The organism is Leptospiraceae bacterium (assembly GCA_024233835.1).
Taxonomy (GTDB): domain Bacteria; phylum Spirochaetota; class Leptospiria; order Leptospirales; family Leptospiraceae; genus JACKPC01.
Map to the genome: position 1 here is coordinate 518967 of JACKPC010000001.1, position 15205 is coordinate 534171.

The 15205-nt window shown below is 38.1% G+C and carries 16 protein-coding genes and 1 tRNA gene; 10 read left to right on the forward strand and 7 right to left on the reverse strand.

The window, feature by feature from the left end; genetic code table 11:
• Positions 1 to 1069: 1069 nt before the first annotated feature.
• The gene (gene ltrA / locus H7A25_02480) at positions 1070 to 2326 is read left to right on the forward strand and encodes a group II intron reverse transcriptase/maturase (GenBank protein ID MCP5498744.1); all 1257 of its coding nucleotides are present in this window, start codon (positions 1070 to 1072) and stop codon (positions 2324 to 2326) included.
• Positions 2327 to 2386: 60 nt separating this feature from the next.
• Here the strand turns inward: ltrA and H7A25_02485 are convergent, their stop codons facing one another.
• The 4 genes from H7A25_02485 to H7A25_02500 form a co-directional block, all read right to left on the reverse strand.
• A complete protein-coding gene (locus H7A25_02485) occupies positions 2387 to 2785 on the reverse strand; it encodes a hypothetical protein (GenBank protein MCP5498745.1) in 399 nt (132 codons plus the stop codon).
• Positions 2742 to 3071 (reverse strand): hypothetical protein, encoded by a 330-nt coding sequence (locus H7A25_02490; GenBank protein ID MCP5498746.1) that lies wholly within the window; start codon positions 3069 to 3071, stop codon positions 2742 to 2744. Before H7A25_02490 ends, H7A25_02485 begins: the two co-directional genes overlap by 44 nt.
• 490 nt (positions 3072 to 3561) lie before the next feature.
• Positions 3562 to 4692, reverse strand: coding sequence for a hypothetical protein (locus H7A25_02495; GenBank protein ID MCP5498747.1), 1131 nt, complete (start codon positions 4690 to 4692; stop codon positions 3562 to 3564).
• Positions 4689 to 5309, reverse strand: a complete 621-nt coding sequence (locus H7A25_02500) for a hypothetical protein (protein ID MCP5498748.1) — start codon at positions 5307 to 5309, stop codon at positions 4689 to 4691. Before H7A25_02500 ends, H7A25_02495 begins: the two co-directional genes overlap by 4 nt.
• Positions 5310 to 5400: 91 nt before the next feature.
• Here H7A25_02500 and prfA point away from each other — a divergent pair, with 91 nt between their 5' ends.
• A complete protein-coding gene (gene prfA / locus H7A25_02505) occupies positions 5401 to 6468 on the forward strand; it encodes a peptide chain release factor 1 (GenBank protein ID MCP5498749.1) in 1068 nt (355 codons plus the stop codon).
• A gap of 80 nt (positions 6469 to 6548) precedes the next feature.
• On the opposite strand, the gene H7A25_02510 is transcribed toward prfA, so the two are convergent.
• The gene (locus H7A25_02510) at positions 6549 to 7109 is read right to left on the reverse strand and encodes a flotillin family protein (GenBank protein MCP5498750.1); all 561 of its coding nucleotides are present in this window, start codon (positions 7107 to 7109) and stop codon (positions 6549 to 6551) included.
• Between the two features lie 289 nt (positions 7110 to 7398).
• Here H7A25_02510 and ccrA point away from each other — a divergent pair, with 289 nt between their 5' ends.
• From ccrA to H7A25_02545, 7 genes are all read left to right on the forward strand, one after another.
• Positions 7399 to 8652, forward strand: a complete 1254-nt coding sequence (gene ccrA, locus H7A25_02515) for a crotonyl-CoA carboxylase/reductase (protein MCP5498751.1) — start codon at positions 7399 to 7401, stop codon at positions 8650 to 8652.
• Between the two features lie 170 nt (positions 8653 to 8822).
• Positions 8823 to 9371: a M23 family metallopeptidase gene (locus tag H7A25_02520; GenBank protein MCP5498752.1), complete on the forward strand. Its 549-nt coding sequence runs from the start codon at positions 8823 to 8825 to the stop codon at positions 9369 to 9371.
• An 84-nt stretch (positions 9372 to 9455) separates the two neighbouring features.
• Positions 9456 to 10514: a tetratricopeptide repeat protein gene (locus H7A25_02525; GenBank protein MCP5498753.1), complete on the forward strand. Its 1059-nt coding sequence runs from the start codon at positions 9456 to 9458 to the stop codon at positions 10512 to 10514.
• Between the two features lie 5 nt (positions 10515 to 10519).
• Positions 10520 to 11161, forward strand: a complete 642-nt coding sequence (locus tag H7A25_02530) for a Crp/Fnr family transcriptional regulator (GenBank protein ID MCP5498754.1) — start codon at positions 10520 to 10522, stop codon at positions 11159 to 11161.
• Between the two features lie 15 nt (positions 11162 to 11176).
• Positions 11177 to 11250: transfer RNA gene (locus H7A25_02535), tRNA-Arg, on the forward strand.
• 20 nt (positions 11251 to 11270) lie between these two features.
• The gene (locus H7A25_02540; protein ID MCP5498755.1) at positions 11271 to 11750 is read left to right on the forward strand and encodes a HEAT repeat domain-containing protein; all 480 of its coding nucleotides are present in this window, start codon (positions 11271 to 11273) and stop codon (positions 11748 to 11750) included.
• A 10-nt stretch (positions 11751 to 11760) separates the two neighbouring features.
• Positions 11761 to 12561 (forward strand): HesA/MoeB/ThiF family protein, encoded by an 801-nt coding sequence (locus H7A25_02545; GenBank protein MCP5498756.1) that lies wholly within the window; start codon positions 11761 to 11763, stop codon positions 12559 to 12561.
• On the opposite strand, the gene H7A25_02550 is transcribed toward H7A25_02545, so the two are convergent.
• Both H7A25_02550 and H7A25_02555 read right to left on the reverse strand, forming a co-directional pair.
• Positions 12562 to 12909 carry a hypothetical protein gene (locus H7A25_02550; protein MCP5498757.1) on the reverse strand — a complete coding sequence of 116 codons (348 nt, stop codon included), beginning with the start codon at positions 12907 to 12909 and terminating at the stop codon, positions 12562 to 12564.
• A gap of 60 nt (positions 12910 to 12969) precedes the next feature.
• Complete coding sequence (locus H7A25_02555; protein MCP5498758.1) at positions 12970 to 13659, reverse strand: hypothetical protein; 690 nt, start codon at positions 13657 to 13659, stop codon at positions 12970 to 12972.
• A gap of 40 nt (positions 13660 to 13699) precedes the next feature.
• On the opposite strand from H7A25_02555, the gene H7A25_02560 reads away from it, so the two are divergent.
• Entirely contained in the window at positions 13700 to 15151 is a 1452-nt protein-coding gene (locus H7A25_02560) for a hypothetical protein (GenBank protein MCP5498759.1), read from the forward strand.
• Positions 15152 to 15205: the final 54 nt, after the last annotated feature.

Sequence of the window (15205 nt, forward strand, 5' to 3'; positions counted from 1 at the left end):
GAAGCACGCTCAACAACCGAGAGTATATAATTAATAAAAGGACTAGAAAAATAAGGAATACTTGAGAAGAAAAAAATCGTGATTTCTCTTCAGAAAGAAGCGAATCTCCTGACCTAAAACAAAATGTAGCTTTTCTTTAAATGCTTTCAATAAGCTTTAAAGGCTTTTACTTGTACTAATGGAGGTAACTTTTCTAAAAGACTTGTATATTTGCTACTTAATACTGACTTTTGCATTTTGAGATTTTTGAATAAATATCTCCAATAAACCAGCCATTCGCATCCTATAGTAAAAATTTGGGTCAACCATGCCGGATTGACTATTGTCCTCATGATATAGTGCTATATTTTCGTCTACCTCGCCTCCTGCTCGGATGTATTTGATACCTGCTACGAATACACCGATGATAGCTACAACAAAGCCCTCTCTTAAGGTGATGCTTAAGCATCACCTTAGTGTGTCCGGCATGTGTAATAACTTGAGGGTGAAAGTCCCTTATGGAGGTTGATTGCACCAACCATTAGCTAAAGACAAGGGTGTCCATCGTGAGGTGGAATCTGAAGGAAGTCGGCGGCAAAGTTCCGGTTCGATGTATAAGAATCTGATTTGAGGCAGCACTGACTGGACGAGTTTGCTAAGCAAAACAAAGTCCGATGCAATCAAGAGTCAGTAATGTATATCAGGCGAATATATGGAATGAAGGTGATTACACTTACCCGGAGAGGTCTACATAGGACAGAGATGCGATGTGTAGAAGTCAGCAGAAGCCATAGTAGGCATCTTAGATTGAAATGAATACCCTGCTATCGGGGAACCGGTAGCACAGAGAAAGACTCAAGGGTAGAGTGAAAAGAATGTAAGATACTAAAGGGCTGAACATTAACTAATGGAGGAATCCATTGTGAACTTCAATTTGGTTTTAGAATTCAGAAAGGAGCCAAACTATACAGAATGAATCAGGGTGAAGCCCGAAGTTCGTCTGTATAGAGGAGAGGAATCAAATTGGCAGGCAATAGAAGAATCCAGCGATAAAGGATAAAGGACAAAGGAAATATCAGGCATGGAACTGATGGAAGACATATTAACAGAAACGAATCTTGGCGAAGCCTTATGGAAGGTTCTCAGTAATAAGGGAGCGGCCGGAATAGATGGAGTCAGGACAGAGGATTTCCACAAACAGCTAACTGAAGAATGGGAAGGAATCAAAACAAAGCTCTTGAACGGAAAATATAAACCGAAGGGAGTAAGAAGAGTTGAGATACCTAAACCAAACGGCGGAACAAGAATGCTTGGAATCCCTACCGTGATGGATAGGTTTATCCAACAGGCCATGCTACAGAAGTTAAACCCGATATTTGACCCGGAGTTTTCGGAATACAGTTACGGATTTCGTCCGAGGCGGAGTGCTCATGACGCTGTAAGACAGTCCAAGAAATACATTGAGGAAGGGTATGAATACGTAGTAGACCTTGACCTTGAGAAATTCTTTGATACAGTAAATCATGATATTCTAATGTATTTAGTGAGTAAGAAAGTAAGAGACAAGCGAGTATTGAGACTGATAGGCAACTATCTGAGAGCGGGAATTCTTGAGAATGGAGTAATCACATCTAATGAGGAAGGAACGCCACAGGGAGGAGTAATAAGCCCTTTGCTTGCGAATATTCTTTTAAACGAACTGGATAAGGAGTTAGAATCACGAGGGCACAGGTTCTGTCGTTATGCTGATGATTGTAACATCTATGTAAAATCGCGAAAAGCCGGTGAACGAGTAAAGAAGAGCATAACAGATTTCTTAAAGAAGAAATTGAAACTCAAAGTGAATGAATCGAAGAGTTCAGTAGATAAACCGATGAATCGTAAATTTCTTGGCTTTAGTTTTCAAATACGAGAGAGTTTAGAGATAATCATATCTCCACAATCTCTGAAACGGGTGAAAGATAAGATACGAAAGCTAACAAACTCCTTATGGAGCATTTCGATGGAAGAAAGAATAAAATCTTTGAACAAATACCTGAATGGTTGGTTGGGATATTATTCTCTAAGTGATACGGAATGGCACATTGGAGCCCTGGACGGCTGGCTACGCAGACGTATGCGTTTATGTAGTCTGCATCAGTGGAAGAAGTCAAAAACTCGAATTAGAGAGCTAAGAAAACTTGGTGCAAGTGAAGGTGAAGCACGTCGAATTGGCTACTCAAGGAAAGGAAATTGGAGATTGAGTATGACACCACAGATTCATAAAGTGATGGGAATCGATTATTGGAAAGAAAGGGGTCTTGTAAATCTTGTTGAGGGTTATAACGCTTATCGTCAAGGTTGGTGAACCGCCGTATACCGAACGGTACGTACGGTGGTGTGAGAGGACGGGGCGTAAAACCCCCTCCTACTCGATAGAGAGTATCACCCAGCCGATCACGGAGTGCTCGCTCTTGCCTGTGAGGTCTAAAATCTCCTGAGCATGGAATGGTGCACAGTCGATATTGTACTGCAGTAATCCGCCTTTTACTGTGGCTGAAGCTTTTCTTCCGTTCTCTACATTTTCGCATGGATGTTGTGCGCGTTGAAAAGTTTCCTTTCTTTTTTTATTATCTTCTTCAAGCTCTTTTTGTTCTGTTTCTGTTGGGGTTTGACTATTAACATTACCTATTTTTTTTTGTGCAAAACTTACACTAAGGTTAACCAATAAAACTAGAATAAATATAATATTTAATATTTTTCTCATGATGCTATTTTGAAGTTTACCACCAATATCGTTTATAAATAGACTTACCTTCGCATTCATTCATAAGCATTAGATGATATATTAAACAATTATTAATACCGGCATGGTCAACACCTACCACGATATAATTTCCATTTTTATCTTTAATGCGATCTCCCTTTTCATCCCTTGCATACACTTTCGAAAACATGAGGCATAAAAATAATGGATCATCTTGTTCTTTTTTGATTTTGCAGTATTCCTTTTCACTTTCATAGGGACCAATTCCTGTATCCCAGCATGAAATTGTAGCGGATATAGAAAATGTACAGATTAATAGAATTATAGATTTTACTTTCATAATCATCCTATTGAATCAGATTTATTTTCATTTTCAATCCTTTATTGCTTATGACCAATAGAGAGAAATACACCTATAGAAAAGCACCCCGACTGAATGAAATATTTCATTCAGGCAATTTCCATTGCTACAGAGCTCCCGGAAGCCTTGAACGTGCTGGAAGCTGATAGCTTAAAATTAGAGGTTAGGAATTGGTTTTTACTAATCCTAATATCTAAACACTAATCACTAAGTTTACCTAACCCCCTCAGTCCCCCTTTCCTAATTCGCTACGCAGGAAAGGGGGAAGGAGAGTTAGGAGGGCTTTAGCCCGATAAGAAAGTCTTTTCTTATAACAAAAGCTTTTCAATACCAGCTCATTAGGATATTCTAATAATTTAGAAATATTCTCTTAGCCCCATGCTTTAGCGTGGGGAAACGGGGGATGGATCTTTCCCCAGGGTGGTCGTTTACTGCCCGGCATTGAAAGCTTAACTTTCCAAAAGGAGAAAAAGCTCTATTCTTCCTGATTTTTTATTTTTAACTGAATTCGACTATACATATCGAGATATTCCCATTCTTCCTCTGTATATACCGTATTAGCCAGTATTAATTCTCCATTTTTGTTTTCATAAATAATTTGGTTTCTGGCCAGACCCCAGAACTTCTTGCATAGAATAGGAAAATAACGTCTATCTTTTCTTTCTGACCATAGGAACACATGTTCTCCATCCGGCGAAAGAAATTCTCCTCTTTCTACTCTTTCGTAGGAAACAACAGTTTCTTTACTAATTCCGATATTGGAAGCAAATACAGGTTTTCCATTTCCGGGAGGATAGGTCAGCTCTTTTAAATGTATTTCTCCTGTTTTACCGCTTAAAAGAAATACATTACGACTATTTCCAAAATATAAAATGGGAGAAATGATATTCGATTCAAGTTTCGTACTTTCTTTTGTTTTTGGATTGAACCAGTAAAGATTATATGCTCCTGCATTTCCGGAAAATATAAGAAAATTCTTATCTATCGGATACAGGAAATTACGATTCTGTATTTTAGGAAATGGAGATTCTATTTGTTCTTTTTCTAAAATCAACACCGGACTATTATACCTTGTTGTAACTTCCCGGTATAAACTATTTTCCAAAAAGAAGTAAATTTCCAATCCATTGCTTGAAACTCCGGCTGCATTTTCGCAGGAAACAGGGTTGGCTACATTGTAATCCGGAATATTTTCCTGAAGAGAAATGGAACGAATCACACATTTTCCCCGTTTATCCAGGGGGAAAGCCAGCAGGGCAGTTTCAGCACTCGAAGATGAAAAAACATTAATAGGGTTTTGTTTGAATTTTCGAATTTTTACACTGGGATTCGCAAGGTCTCGAAAAATCAGTTTATTATCTTCCAACCATAATACCCGATTTCTATCGTTTGACATAACCAGAATTCTTTCATTTTTAGGTTTATTGCTTGAAAGAAGCTCATCACTAGCTCTCTGGGATTCGAGGATAGTTCTAAGACGATTACTGGCAATCTGATATTGTTCATTTTCAATCAGCTCATTGATTTCCCTTATCAAAGCTTCGTGTTTGGATTCACAGGAATAGAAAAAAGATAGAAGAATGAGAAAAAATACGGCTGTTCTCAAATTTCTTTATTTTCCTCTTTTTCAACAGGTGCTTCTTCTATCAATAATTCCTTAGAGAAGAGTTCACAACAATTTTTTCCAACCCGAATGGTTGAGGTATAGTTTAAACCAAAAGTTAAACCAAAACCGAGTATGGGAACCCAGCGGCGAAAGGATTTTCGCAGGTAACGTTTGGAAATATTTTCTCCGAGTTTATGAATAAACGCTTCCAGCAATTCTATACTCATAGGTCTAAGAAGGATTCGAGTTCCCAGATCTTTTGCAAAGGAGGAAACGAGACTCGGTTCTGTTCCGCTAAAAAGACAATAGAGCATAGCTTCCCGGCTCAGGTTTGTATCTTTTCCATAAAGGGCAGCAATATCTTTTACAAGATGCCCCTGTATACGATACTGAATAATAATTTCCGGTACAAGGCTTAAATAATTTGCCCAGCTCGGGCTTAAAGATAGCCCCGAAGAAATTCCGGCGGTCTTCCAGGCAGCTTTTCGACTAATCTCCAAAGCAATTTCCAGAGGATCTCCTACAGACAAAGCGTAAGGACTGATATAACGATCAAAACCGGTTAATAAACTTAAAAATTTCGATGACATTTCTTTTGAAAACTGATTCTCACTCATTTGCTTAGCTATCCTCTACATTATGAATCCTTTTTCGGGATAATAAAAATGAATAGCTGAAAAAGTGCCATGTTTTTTTTTGTCTTATGTAATGAGAGATAGGCTTTTAAAAATCCAGCAAAACTTCCAACGCATTGAAGAAGAATTATCCAGTCCGAAAATTTCCCCTACGAAAATAAAAGAACTGGCCAGAGAACGTTCCCGCCTTGCTCCGATTGTAGAAAAAGTAGAGCAATACCTTAAGGTAGAGAAAGACATGGAAGATGCCCTTCAACTTCTTAAATCCGAGAAAGATCCGGATATGATAAGTATGTTGAAGCAGGAACAGGAAGAAGCAAAAGAAACTCTTATCTCATTACAGGAAGAGTTGGAATATCTTCTTCTTCCTCCCGATCCGAATTCAGGAAAAAATATACTGATAGAAATTCGTGCCGGTACGGGTGGAGAAGAAGCCGGTTTGTTTGTTGCCGATCTTTTCCGTATGTATAGTCGCTATGCAGAAAAAGAAGGAATGCGTTATTCAATTATAGATTCTACACCAACAGGTATTGGTGGTTTCAAAGAAATTATTTTTTCCATAGAAGATGAAAACGCCTACGATATTTTTAAATTTGAACCGGGAGCTCATCGTGTTCAAAGAATTCCTGCAACTGAATCAGGCGGAAGGATTCATACCAGTGCAGTAACCGTAGCTGTTTTGCCGGAAGCAGAAGAGTCAGAAGTTGAAATCACCGAACAGGATATTCGTATTGATGTATATCGTTCTTCCGGAGCCGGTGGACAGCACGTAAACACAACGGACTCTGCCGTTCGGATAACGCATATTCCGACGGGAATCGTAGTTAGCTGTCAGGATGAAAAATCCCAGATAAAAAACCGAGAAAAAGCCATGCGTGTACTTCGAGCCAGAATTTTAGAAAAACAGGAAGAAGAGCGTCATGCTTCCGATGCAGCACTAAAGAAGAAGATGATTGGAAGTGGAGACCGTTCCGAGAGAATACGTACCTATAATTTTCCCCAGGGAAGAATTACCGATCACAGAATCAATTTCACCAGCCACAATTTACAGGTTGTTATGGATGGAGAATTAGACGAATTATTTGCGGCTCTTACTGAAAGAGACCGAATTAACCGTCTCCAGGAAGTTAAATCTTCTTGAATTATAGTAAAGCAAGTAAGCAGAATGTTATAACTTGATATTGAAATGGGATTTTTCGGATGATATTTTAAATTTCCTCCCTATGATTTCCGAAGATCCTTTACATTTACATTGAGAATCCTTAAACCGATTTCCTCGAGCCTCGTTTCGAGAGTTTTAATTATAACATCTGCCAACTTTTCTCTGTCGGAATTCATATCTTCAAACCCGGAAAACTGGAATAAAATAGAACTCAATTCCGCTTTTACAAACTCCTCAGCCAGTGCAATCATTTGTTTTTCACTCAGTCCGAGTAACTTTCTTGCTGCGTTTTCAGCGAATCCGGGTTCAGGGGAAATATGTAAGGATAATGTGATAGATAAATACACCTGTTCTGATGTTTGATTCATATTGCCGGTAACGCTAGTATTTAAATACATGGGAGCAAGGTCCAGGAAGGCATATTTTTGAAGAATAGGCCAGATAAATTTTCTGCCACCCCGAACACAGACAAAATCCTGATTCGGTCCCACTCCACCATAAACCACCATCATCTTATTAGGAGGACAAACCTTGATGCGTGTGAAAAGAAAAATTAGAAAAGTAATAACAACAAGAAGAGGAAAGGCCATCAGGATTATCAGAGCCGGAAAAGTATTCATATCTATTATGTCTTAAATAAAGAGATAATAAAGTAAACTAATAAAAAAATCCAGCTTTTTCAAGGGAATACAGAAAACTATTCCTATAATTATCTACTCAAAAAAACAGGGAGAAATTTCCTTGACTACCGGTTTAAACCGGTAGTCAGTAGGAGTTTCCCGGAAAAATTGAGTGGATATTCCTATAATTACAAAATACTCTTAGGAGCAGGCCTTTTATTCCAAAATACGCTGTGTAGTAATGAAAAATCCTTGATTGTATTTTTGCAAAAAAATTCATAATCTAAGCATGTCAAATGTACCTGAAATCGTACCAATAGGCGAGCTACCTCCCCTCGGAGTGGTTCCTAAGAAAATGTATGCACAACTTATTCGACCGGAGCGTTTTGGTGAGCCCAAAGATGCCTTTAAAATCGAACAGATTGAGGTTCCCGAAATAAAGCCGGATGAAGTGCTGGTAGCTGTTATGGCTGCCGGTGTGAACTATAATAACGTCTGGGCGGCATTGGGCTATCCTGTGGACGTAATCGGTGCCCGTAATAAAAAAGGTGAACCAGAAAAGTTTCATATCGGTGGTTCTGATGCTTCAGGAATCGTTTATAAAGTGGGTTCGGAAGTTAAGGATCTCAAAGTGGGTGATGAAGTTGTAATCCACTGTGGAATCTGGGACAAAGAGGATCCCTGGGTGAAAGCAGGGAATGATCCGATGTTTGCCCCTTCTCAACTAATCTGGGGATATGAGACCAACTGGGGTTCTTTTGCCCAGTTTACAAAAGTTCAGGCTCACCAGTGCTTACCCCGTCCCAAACACATGACCTGGGAAGAATCGGCTGCATACATGCTGGTTGGAGCAACTGCTTATAGGATGTTACACCACTGGAAACCCAATGATGTAAAAAAAGACGATGTGGTTTTAATCTGGGGTGGTTCCGGTGGACTTGGAGCTATGGCAATTCAGATTGTGAAAGCAGCGGGTGGAGTTCCTATTGCTGTAGTCAGTTCGGATGATAAGATCGATTTTTGTAAAAAACTCGGAGCTAAAGGTGTAATTAATCGTAAGAATTTTGATCACTGGGGAGCTATTACCACCGATATAAACAAGCCGGAAGTATTTGTGGAGTGGACTAAAAAAGCTCGAGAATTTGGAAAAGCTATCTGGGACATAGCAGGAAAAGGAAAAAATCCTCGTATTGTTTTTGAACACCCCGGAGAAAGTACAGTTCCAACTTCTGCTTTTGTATGTGAAACCGGCGGGATGGTGGTTATCTGTGCCGGAACTACAGGTTTTAATGCTTCTGTTGATCTTCGCTATCTCTGGATGAGACAAAAAAGGTTGCAGGGTTCCCATTTTGCAAATGATGAGAACTCCAGGGATTTTAACCAATTAGTTCTGGATGGAAAAATTGACCCCTGTTTATCAAAAATTTTCAAGTTTGAAGAAACAGGCGAATGCCACCAGTTAATGAGAGAGAATAAACATCCGCATGGAAATATGTCTATTCTCGTCGGAGCAAAAGAAGTCGGACTGGGAAAAAAAGCCTAAAACAATAACACAGGGGGAAGTCTTTCTTCCTGTGTCTTTTATTTTTCTTTATACTCATTCAATTTTTAACTTTCCAAATATTTATAAAAATTCAAAACTGACGATACGATCTTTGAAAAATAAAGTTTTGGGGCAGGCAATACACTAAAGGAAATGAGTGTACATATAATATGAAAATTTTTGCTTACCTTTTATTCTTAGCTTTTTTTTCGAGCTTACTTCATGCTGATTTTCCGAGGTTTAGTGAATACTCTTTTAAAAGAGAAGATTATATTGCTGCTTTACAAAAGCAGAAGCAGGAAAATAAGTTAAAACCTCCACTAAAAAAGTTACATATAAATCGAAACAAGGAAACCCTCCAATTTTTGCAGATTCCTTTCTCTCATAAATTACCAGTTATGAGAAGTTTTTCTGATGATAGCGTTAATCCGCACAGGGGACTACTCTTTACCTATAGTACTACCGGTCATGTAAAGTCCTCACTATCCGGAAAAGTTGTGGTTGTAGATTATATGGAAGGATATGACAATTATATCATCCTTGAGCATAATAATAAATTAACCACTATTTATGCCCACCTTGATCATATAACCGTGAAAGAGGGAGACTACATACACAGGGGAAAGATGCTCGGAACCCTGATAAAAAATAAAGGTTTATATTTCCAGATAAATAAAGATAAAAAGGCCTTGAATCCAACTACATTTTTAAAGGAATAAGGTAGGAAATAGTTTACAAAAAAAAAGAGAAATTTTTATCTTATTCTAAATTACCGGGAAAACTATAAGTAAAGGTACTTGACATTGGCAGGACCAACCATAAGACACTACAATAACCAGGCCATCATCTATTTTGATGGAGATCCACCTGAAGAAATTTACGTTCTGAAAAGTGGCAGGATCATCCTTACCTACACAGATATAGATACAAAAGCCGAAATAAAAGAAGATGTGAAAATAGGAGAATTCTTCGGAGTTCGTTCCACTCTGGGTCATTATCCAAGAGAAGAAACGGCACAGGTAATTGGTGGAGCTACCGTCCTGGTTTTTAAACTTCCTGAATTTGAAACCTTCGTAGCAAATCGAACCCATCTTATTATTAAGATGATGAAAGTATTCTCCAGTCAATTAAGGCAGTATCACCGTAAAGTTCGAGAAAATCTTGGTGATTCCACAGAAGTCCGATCTCCTTCCTATGAACTGGTGAATGTCGGAGAAGTATTCTATCGAAATGGAGAGTTTGAACATGCCACTCATGCTTTCGAGAAATATTTGCAATACTATCCAGGAGGAGTTTATTCCGGTAGGGTACAGGAATTACTGAACTTTCTCAAAAGAGGTAGTGCATTTCCTCCTCATATGCCTACTCTTGCCTATGAAAAAGAACGACAGGGACCGGTTTCTGTTCAGGATGCGAATCGAGGGGCTTTTCAAAAACCTTCTCCGAAACCTGTTGTTGCTTCGACAAATCGGGATAACTCCCTAAAAGGTCTATACCAGCAGGCCAGAGAAAAAGAAGAGGGTGGAAAGTATAGTGAAGCTATCAGTCTTTATAGGGCTGTTACGGAAATGCAAGCCTCTGATGACGAAAGAAATAATCACGAAGAAGCTTTTTTTTCTCTCGGGCGTTGTCAAAAAACCAGTATGAATCTGGATGCTGCTTTTATAAGTTTTTCCAATCTTTTGAAAAATTATCCGCAGTCAGGAAAAGCAAAAGAAGCTATTTTGAATATGGCAGAGATTTCAGAACAGAAATCCGATAAAGCCAAAGCCATAGCTCTATATTCCAAACTCATTTCTATGCCGCCTGCAGATACGATTTCAGACAGGGCTCGGCAAAAAATTCAAGAATTAAGATCCTGAGGTATATAATGCTGAAATTAGATGCAATGTTTGAGAAATTTGGTAAAGTGTACAATCCGGATCAGGTTATTTTCTGCGAATATGAGCCGGGAAATGATTTTTATCTCATCCAGGAAGGCAGGGTAAAAATTACAAAAACAGTGGGGAATTCTATCAAAACCATAGACATTCTCGAAGCAGGGGAAATATTTGGTGAGATGGCGATCCTCGAGGAGCAACCCCGCTCGGCTTCTGCCATAGCCATTGATCAGGTAAAGGTTTTAAATTTTAACCGGGCAAATTTTGAATTACTGATGACTAAAAATCCACCGCTGGCTCTCAGAGTGCTTACTGTTTTTTCCAAGAGGGTTTACGATGCGAAACGGCGTCTAAAAATTTTATTAATGGATGATATTCAGGGAAAGGTTGCAGATGTATTTCTTATGCTATACGAGAAAGAATTCGGAAATGAAAAAGGAAGACAGGAAGTCACATTAAAAATCACAGCTAATGATGTGGCAAGTTGGTGTGCACAGCCCGCATCCGAAGTGCAAAAAATTATAAATCAATTTAAAAAGGCAAATAAGCTAGAAATCTTTGCAGACAGAATTGTTATAAAAAATATAGTGGACATGCAGAGACTTGTAGCTCAAAAAAGAAGGTCCTAAAGTAAATTTGTTGGCGCTTCCGTAGCTCAGGTGGATAGAGCATTTGTTTCCTAAACAAAGGGTCACAGGTTCGAGTCCTGTCGGGAGCAAAAAATTTCAGGAGTTATCAATGATTAAAAAGTCTCTAATCCTCTTTGTACTTGTGAGTTTTCCTCTTTTATCTCAAAGTGTAGACTCTTATTTGAGTAGCTTAAAGTCCGGTTCAGATAGTGAAAAAGAACAGGCCTGCACATATCTCGGAGAAAAAGGGAGTAATATGGCGAAAACAGTTGTTTCTGAGGTTATTATAGCCTTAAAAACAACTACGAACTCGGATGTAGCTCTTGCCTGTGCCAATGCTCTGGGCTATTTTAAGTTGAACGGGCCGAGTACGGAGGCTTTGAAAGAAAGAATTACTACTGATAAAAATACAGATGTAGTATACGCTTCCCTTTTAGCTCTTTTGAATATAACAGTAAATAACAAACAGTATGAACCGGCAGCCAAAGAAGCTATGGAATTTGCAGATAAGAATCACAGGGATGATGAGTTTGTAGCTGATTTACTGGATAAAATAAAGGCTCAATTACAACAATTAGGTATAAAATAAGAAATAGAGTATGCTCTCCCGGGACGAAATAACCCGTTACTCCCGAAATATTCTTTTAGGAGAGGTCGGAAAAAAGGGTCAGGAGAAACTCGCGGCCTCTACTGTTGCAGTAATCGGAGCAGGTGGTCTTGGTAGCCCGGTTTTGTTTTACCTGGCTGCTACCGGGATTGGAACGTTACGCATTGTAGACTATGATACGGTTGATCTAACCAACCTTCAAAGACAAATTCTTTACCATACATCTTCTCAAGATTTGCCGAAAGTAGAGGCAGCTCGAGAAATTTTATCAAAATTAAACCCTAATATTCAAGTGGAAATATTCCGGACAAGGTTGGAAGCTTCTAATGCAGAATCTATTCTTACAGGTTCTGATATTGTAATAGAAGGCTCTGATAACTTTGAAACCAAGTTTTTAGTAAATGATGCTTGCTTTTTTCTTAAAATTCCTCTAATCATCGGGGGAATTTTGCAGTTTGAAGGGCAGGTAATCGGAATAAAACCTGGAGAAACCGCCTGTTATCGTTGTATTTTTGTAAATCCTCCCCCTCCTGACGAAATTCCCAATTGTGCTGATTCGGGTGTTATTGGAAGTATGGCAGGGATTATTGGAAGTATTCAGGCCCTGGAAGCTACTAAAGCAATTCTTGGTTTTCCGGAAGCGGGACTTTTTGGAAAAATTTTAAGTATGGAAGCAAAGGAAATGAATTTCCGAAAAATAATAGTGAAGAAAAATTTAAATTGTCCACTTTGTGGAGCCAATCCTTCTATAACTTCGATTATGGACTCAGAGGCGGGTAAACCCGCCTGTTGACTAACCCGGCCCCCAGGTTGTAATTTCTGGGTGTTCTGCGATAATCTTTTCCACCAACTGGTAAAGCTTTTTTCCCCAGCCAGTTTCTGAATTATAAATATTTTCTTCTGTATGTAAGTTCTTTCGAATTCTATGTAAACTTTCTTCTATACTTTCTGCATCCGGTTCCGTATCAAGTATTTCTTCTTCTGCATCCTGAATAGCACGTATGGCTCTACGCCGAACTTTTTCTTTGACCTGCTTCATATGAGCAATTTCATCGCGTAGTAAAGCAAAAGCCCTGCCTATTTCTTCTTTGTCAGTACCTACAAAGGCTTTATTTATATGATCTTTATGTTTCTCTTCCATCCTGATACCCTCTTTCTTCAGTTTATGGTATTTTAGGGAAAATGCAAGTTCTTTTCAAGTTTACTTACCCGACTGTTCTTTTAAGATTTTATTCATTTCTGAATCTATTTTATTTACCACTCTGTCGGCCAGGTAATTGATATCTGAACTTTCGAGTTGAATATCTCTAGTTGTCCAAAAGTACCCAAAGCCAAATACCCTTTTTAATATCAGAGGGAAACTCCATTCGATTCCTTCCTTCTTCATAGCATTTATGAGTATGGTTCCGGATTCTACATTGATAATTTTTAAAAGAAAGCTATCCAGTTTTCCGGCCACAACTCTGGGTTCTTTTGATTCTTCTTCCTTTTTCTTGTTCTCGGTGCTGGCAGGTTCCGGAGCTAGACTTAAGGGCTTTATTCTTCCGAGAACTACAGCGTCGACTCCTAAAAACTTGCCCATTTCAGCGGCTGTTTGTTGATCAATAAGACCTGAACGAGCAAATTTTTGTTCCTGTAAAATCTTATCGATATATTGTCTGTCCCGTTCTAAAATTTCAACTTTTCCCGTTTGCATGAAGTTTAGCACGAGAGCGTCGGTAAAGTCTTTCTCTAACTTGGCATCCTCTGATTCAAAAGGCAAAATGGCAATTTTCTTCATAGAGGCTACTCTGCCCTTATTGCTACTTACCGCTACATCAATCGAACTGCAGTTGGTGATAAACAGGGTAAGAAATATTGTGCACAATAAAAATAGTTTTTTTCTTTTCATAAACCGATTCTCCAGATTGCTTATTATAAGGATTCACATTATGTTATACGTCAAGCAGCAAATCTTGGCTTTTATTTTTCTATTTCCTGTTTTCGGAGGTCTTTATTCCTGGAGCTATTCCTATAATTCTTTTGATTCTCGCTTATATCATACAGGTTACGGCAAAACGGATATGGGAAGAACAAGGCTTGATTCTTTGAAAAGTTCAATTAGCTCTTCTGATAAGGAAAACGATGGTTTTCAATTTATTCATAGTTTCCAGACTGGCGGAGCTTTTTTTAGTCAGAAGGGGGGAGATAGACGAAGAGATGAAGCCGAAAAATATGGAATGAGAGGACAGGGAAATCTTGAACTGGCTATTGCTTTAGAAAAAGAAGATATAGAAACCTATCTATTACTCTCTCCAATTTCTATTTATAAAGAAGATTATCACAGACAAAAGAACATAGAAAAATTAAAAGATTTAGAAGCAATATTTGGGTTTAAAATAAAAAATGCACCAAATTTTATTTTAGAAACCGGACGGGGATTTCAAAGACTTGACTCCTTCGGTCTTATGTTTGCAGGAAAAGCGAATTTTGTAGAATTTAAGTGGCGAGTGGGAGAATTCAGTCCCTTGATTAGTCTTACAGGTATACAGTATAATAGAAAAGAAGAATTGCATATTAAGCAAGAACCTGAATACGGAATTTTAAAAGGAGGAAGTTTAAATTTTTTGTATATTCCGAATATTTACAATTTCAGAATATTCTACTATGAAAATAATGAAAAACTTCTTATCGCCAAAAAAAAGACTTTTTTTGAAGAAGAAAGAGAATTTTCACCAAAGGCATATTTTCGATATGCAGGAGGAGAAATATTCACTAAAGATATATTAAGTATTTTTAAACTTCAAGCAGGCCTCTTTTATATATCAGGTTTTAAAGATTACCGAGAAAAGGCCACTGAGCCTGTAAATAAAAAAGGAACAGTTGCCGGTCTAATATACGCACAATTAATAATGTCTCAGCTTCCTTTAAAATTTGGTTTTTTGCGCAGCAGTAAGGATAGAGAAGAAAGAGTGGGAAGAAGGGACAATGCTTATTCACCTATACTGGCTGATCCTTCTATTTTCGGGGGTAGAGCTTCTTTTTTATTAATGCAAAATATCAATATGGACAATCCGGCTGTTTTTACCGATTTGAATACTTATCGGAATTCTACTTATACAAATGCCGGTATGCAAATAAGTCATATTGAATACCGGTATAAGCTTCTTTCTTATTTTTCAGTTGCATTCTTACTGAATTATGGGTTTTCAGAGCTGGGAAAAGGTGGAGAGTTTATTTTTTCATTATATTCCTCTCTCCCTAGAAATAGTCTCTCATTCCTACTACTCAGTTATACTACTGCGTTCATTAAAAATTCTGAGTCATATGGATATTTTTTAGAAGATAAGTCCCGCTCGAAGGAGTATAAGCGCATATTTTTTTCAGCGGGCGTAAGTTTTTAATACTTTGTAGTTTTTTTAACACTTCTTTTCCTTGAAAAAAGGTTTATTTTTTTA

Coding starts and splice junctions, on each gene's coding strand:
- H7A25_02540 (MCP5498755.1), top strand. CDS start 11,271: ATGATTAAAAAGTCTCTAATCCTCTTTGTACTTGTGAGTTTTCCTCTT.
- H7A25_02550 (MCP5498757.1), bottom strand. CDS start 12,909: ATGGAAGAGAAACATAAAGATCATATAAATAAAGCCTTTGTAGGTACT.
- H7A25_02490 (MCP5498746.1), bottom strand. CDS start 3,071: ATGATTATGAAAGTAAAATCTATAATTCTATTAATCTGTACATTTTCT.
- H7A25_02500 (MCP5498748.1), bottom strand. CDS start 5,309: ATGAGTGAGAATCAGTTTTCAAAAGAAATGTCATCGAAATTTTTAAGT.
- ltrA (MCP5498744.1), top strand. CDS start 1,070: ATGGAAGACATATTAACAGAAACGAATCTTGGCGAAGCCTTATGGAAG.
- H7A25_02510 (MCP5498750.1), bottom strand. CDS start 7,109: ATGAATACTTTTCCGGCTCTGATAATCCTGATGGCCTTTCCTCTTCTT.
- prfA (MCP5498749.1), top strand. CDS start 5,401: ATGAGAGATAGGCTTTTAAAAATCCAGCAAAACTTCCAACGCATTGAA.
- H7A25_02485 (MCP5498745.1), bottom strand. CDS start 2,785: ATGAATGCGAAGGTAAGTCTATTTATAAACGATATTGGTGGTAAACTT.
- H7A25_02520 (MCP5498752.1), top strand. CDS start 8,823: ATGAAAATTTTTGCTTACCTTTTATTCTTAGCTTTTTTTTCGAGCTTA.
- H7A25_02555 (MCP5498758.1), bottom strand. CDS start 13,659: ATGAAAAGAAAAAAACTATTTTTATTGTGCACAATATTTCTTACCCTG.
- H7A25_02545 (MCP5498756.1), top strand. CDS start 11,761: ATGCTCTCCCGGGACGAAATAACCCGTTACTCCCGAAATATTCTTTTA.
- ccrA (MCP5498751.1), top strand. CDS start 7,399: ATGTCAAATGTACCTGAAATCGTACCAATAGGCGAGCTACCTCCCCTC.
- H7A25_02560 (MCP5498759.1), top strand. CDS start 13,700: ATGTTATACGTCAAGCAGCAAATCTTGGCTTTTATTTTTCTATTTCCT.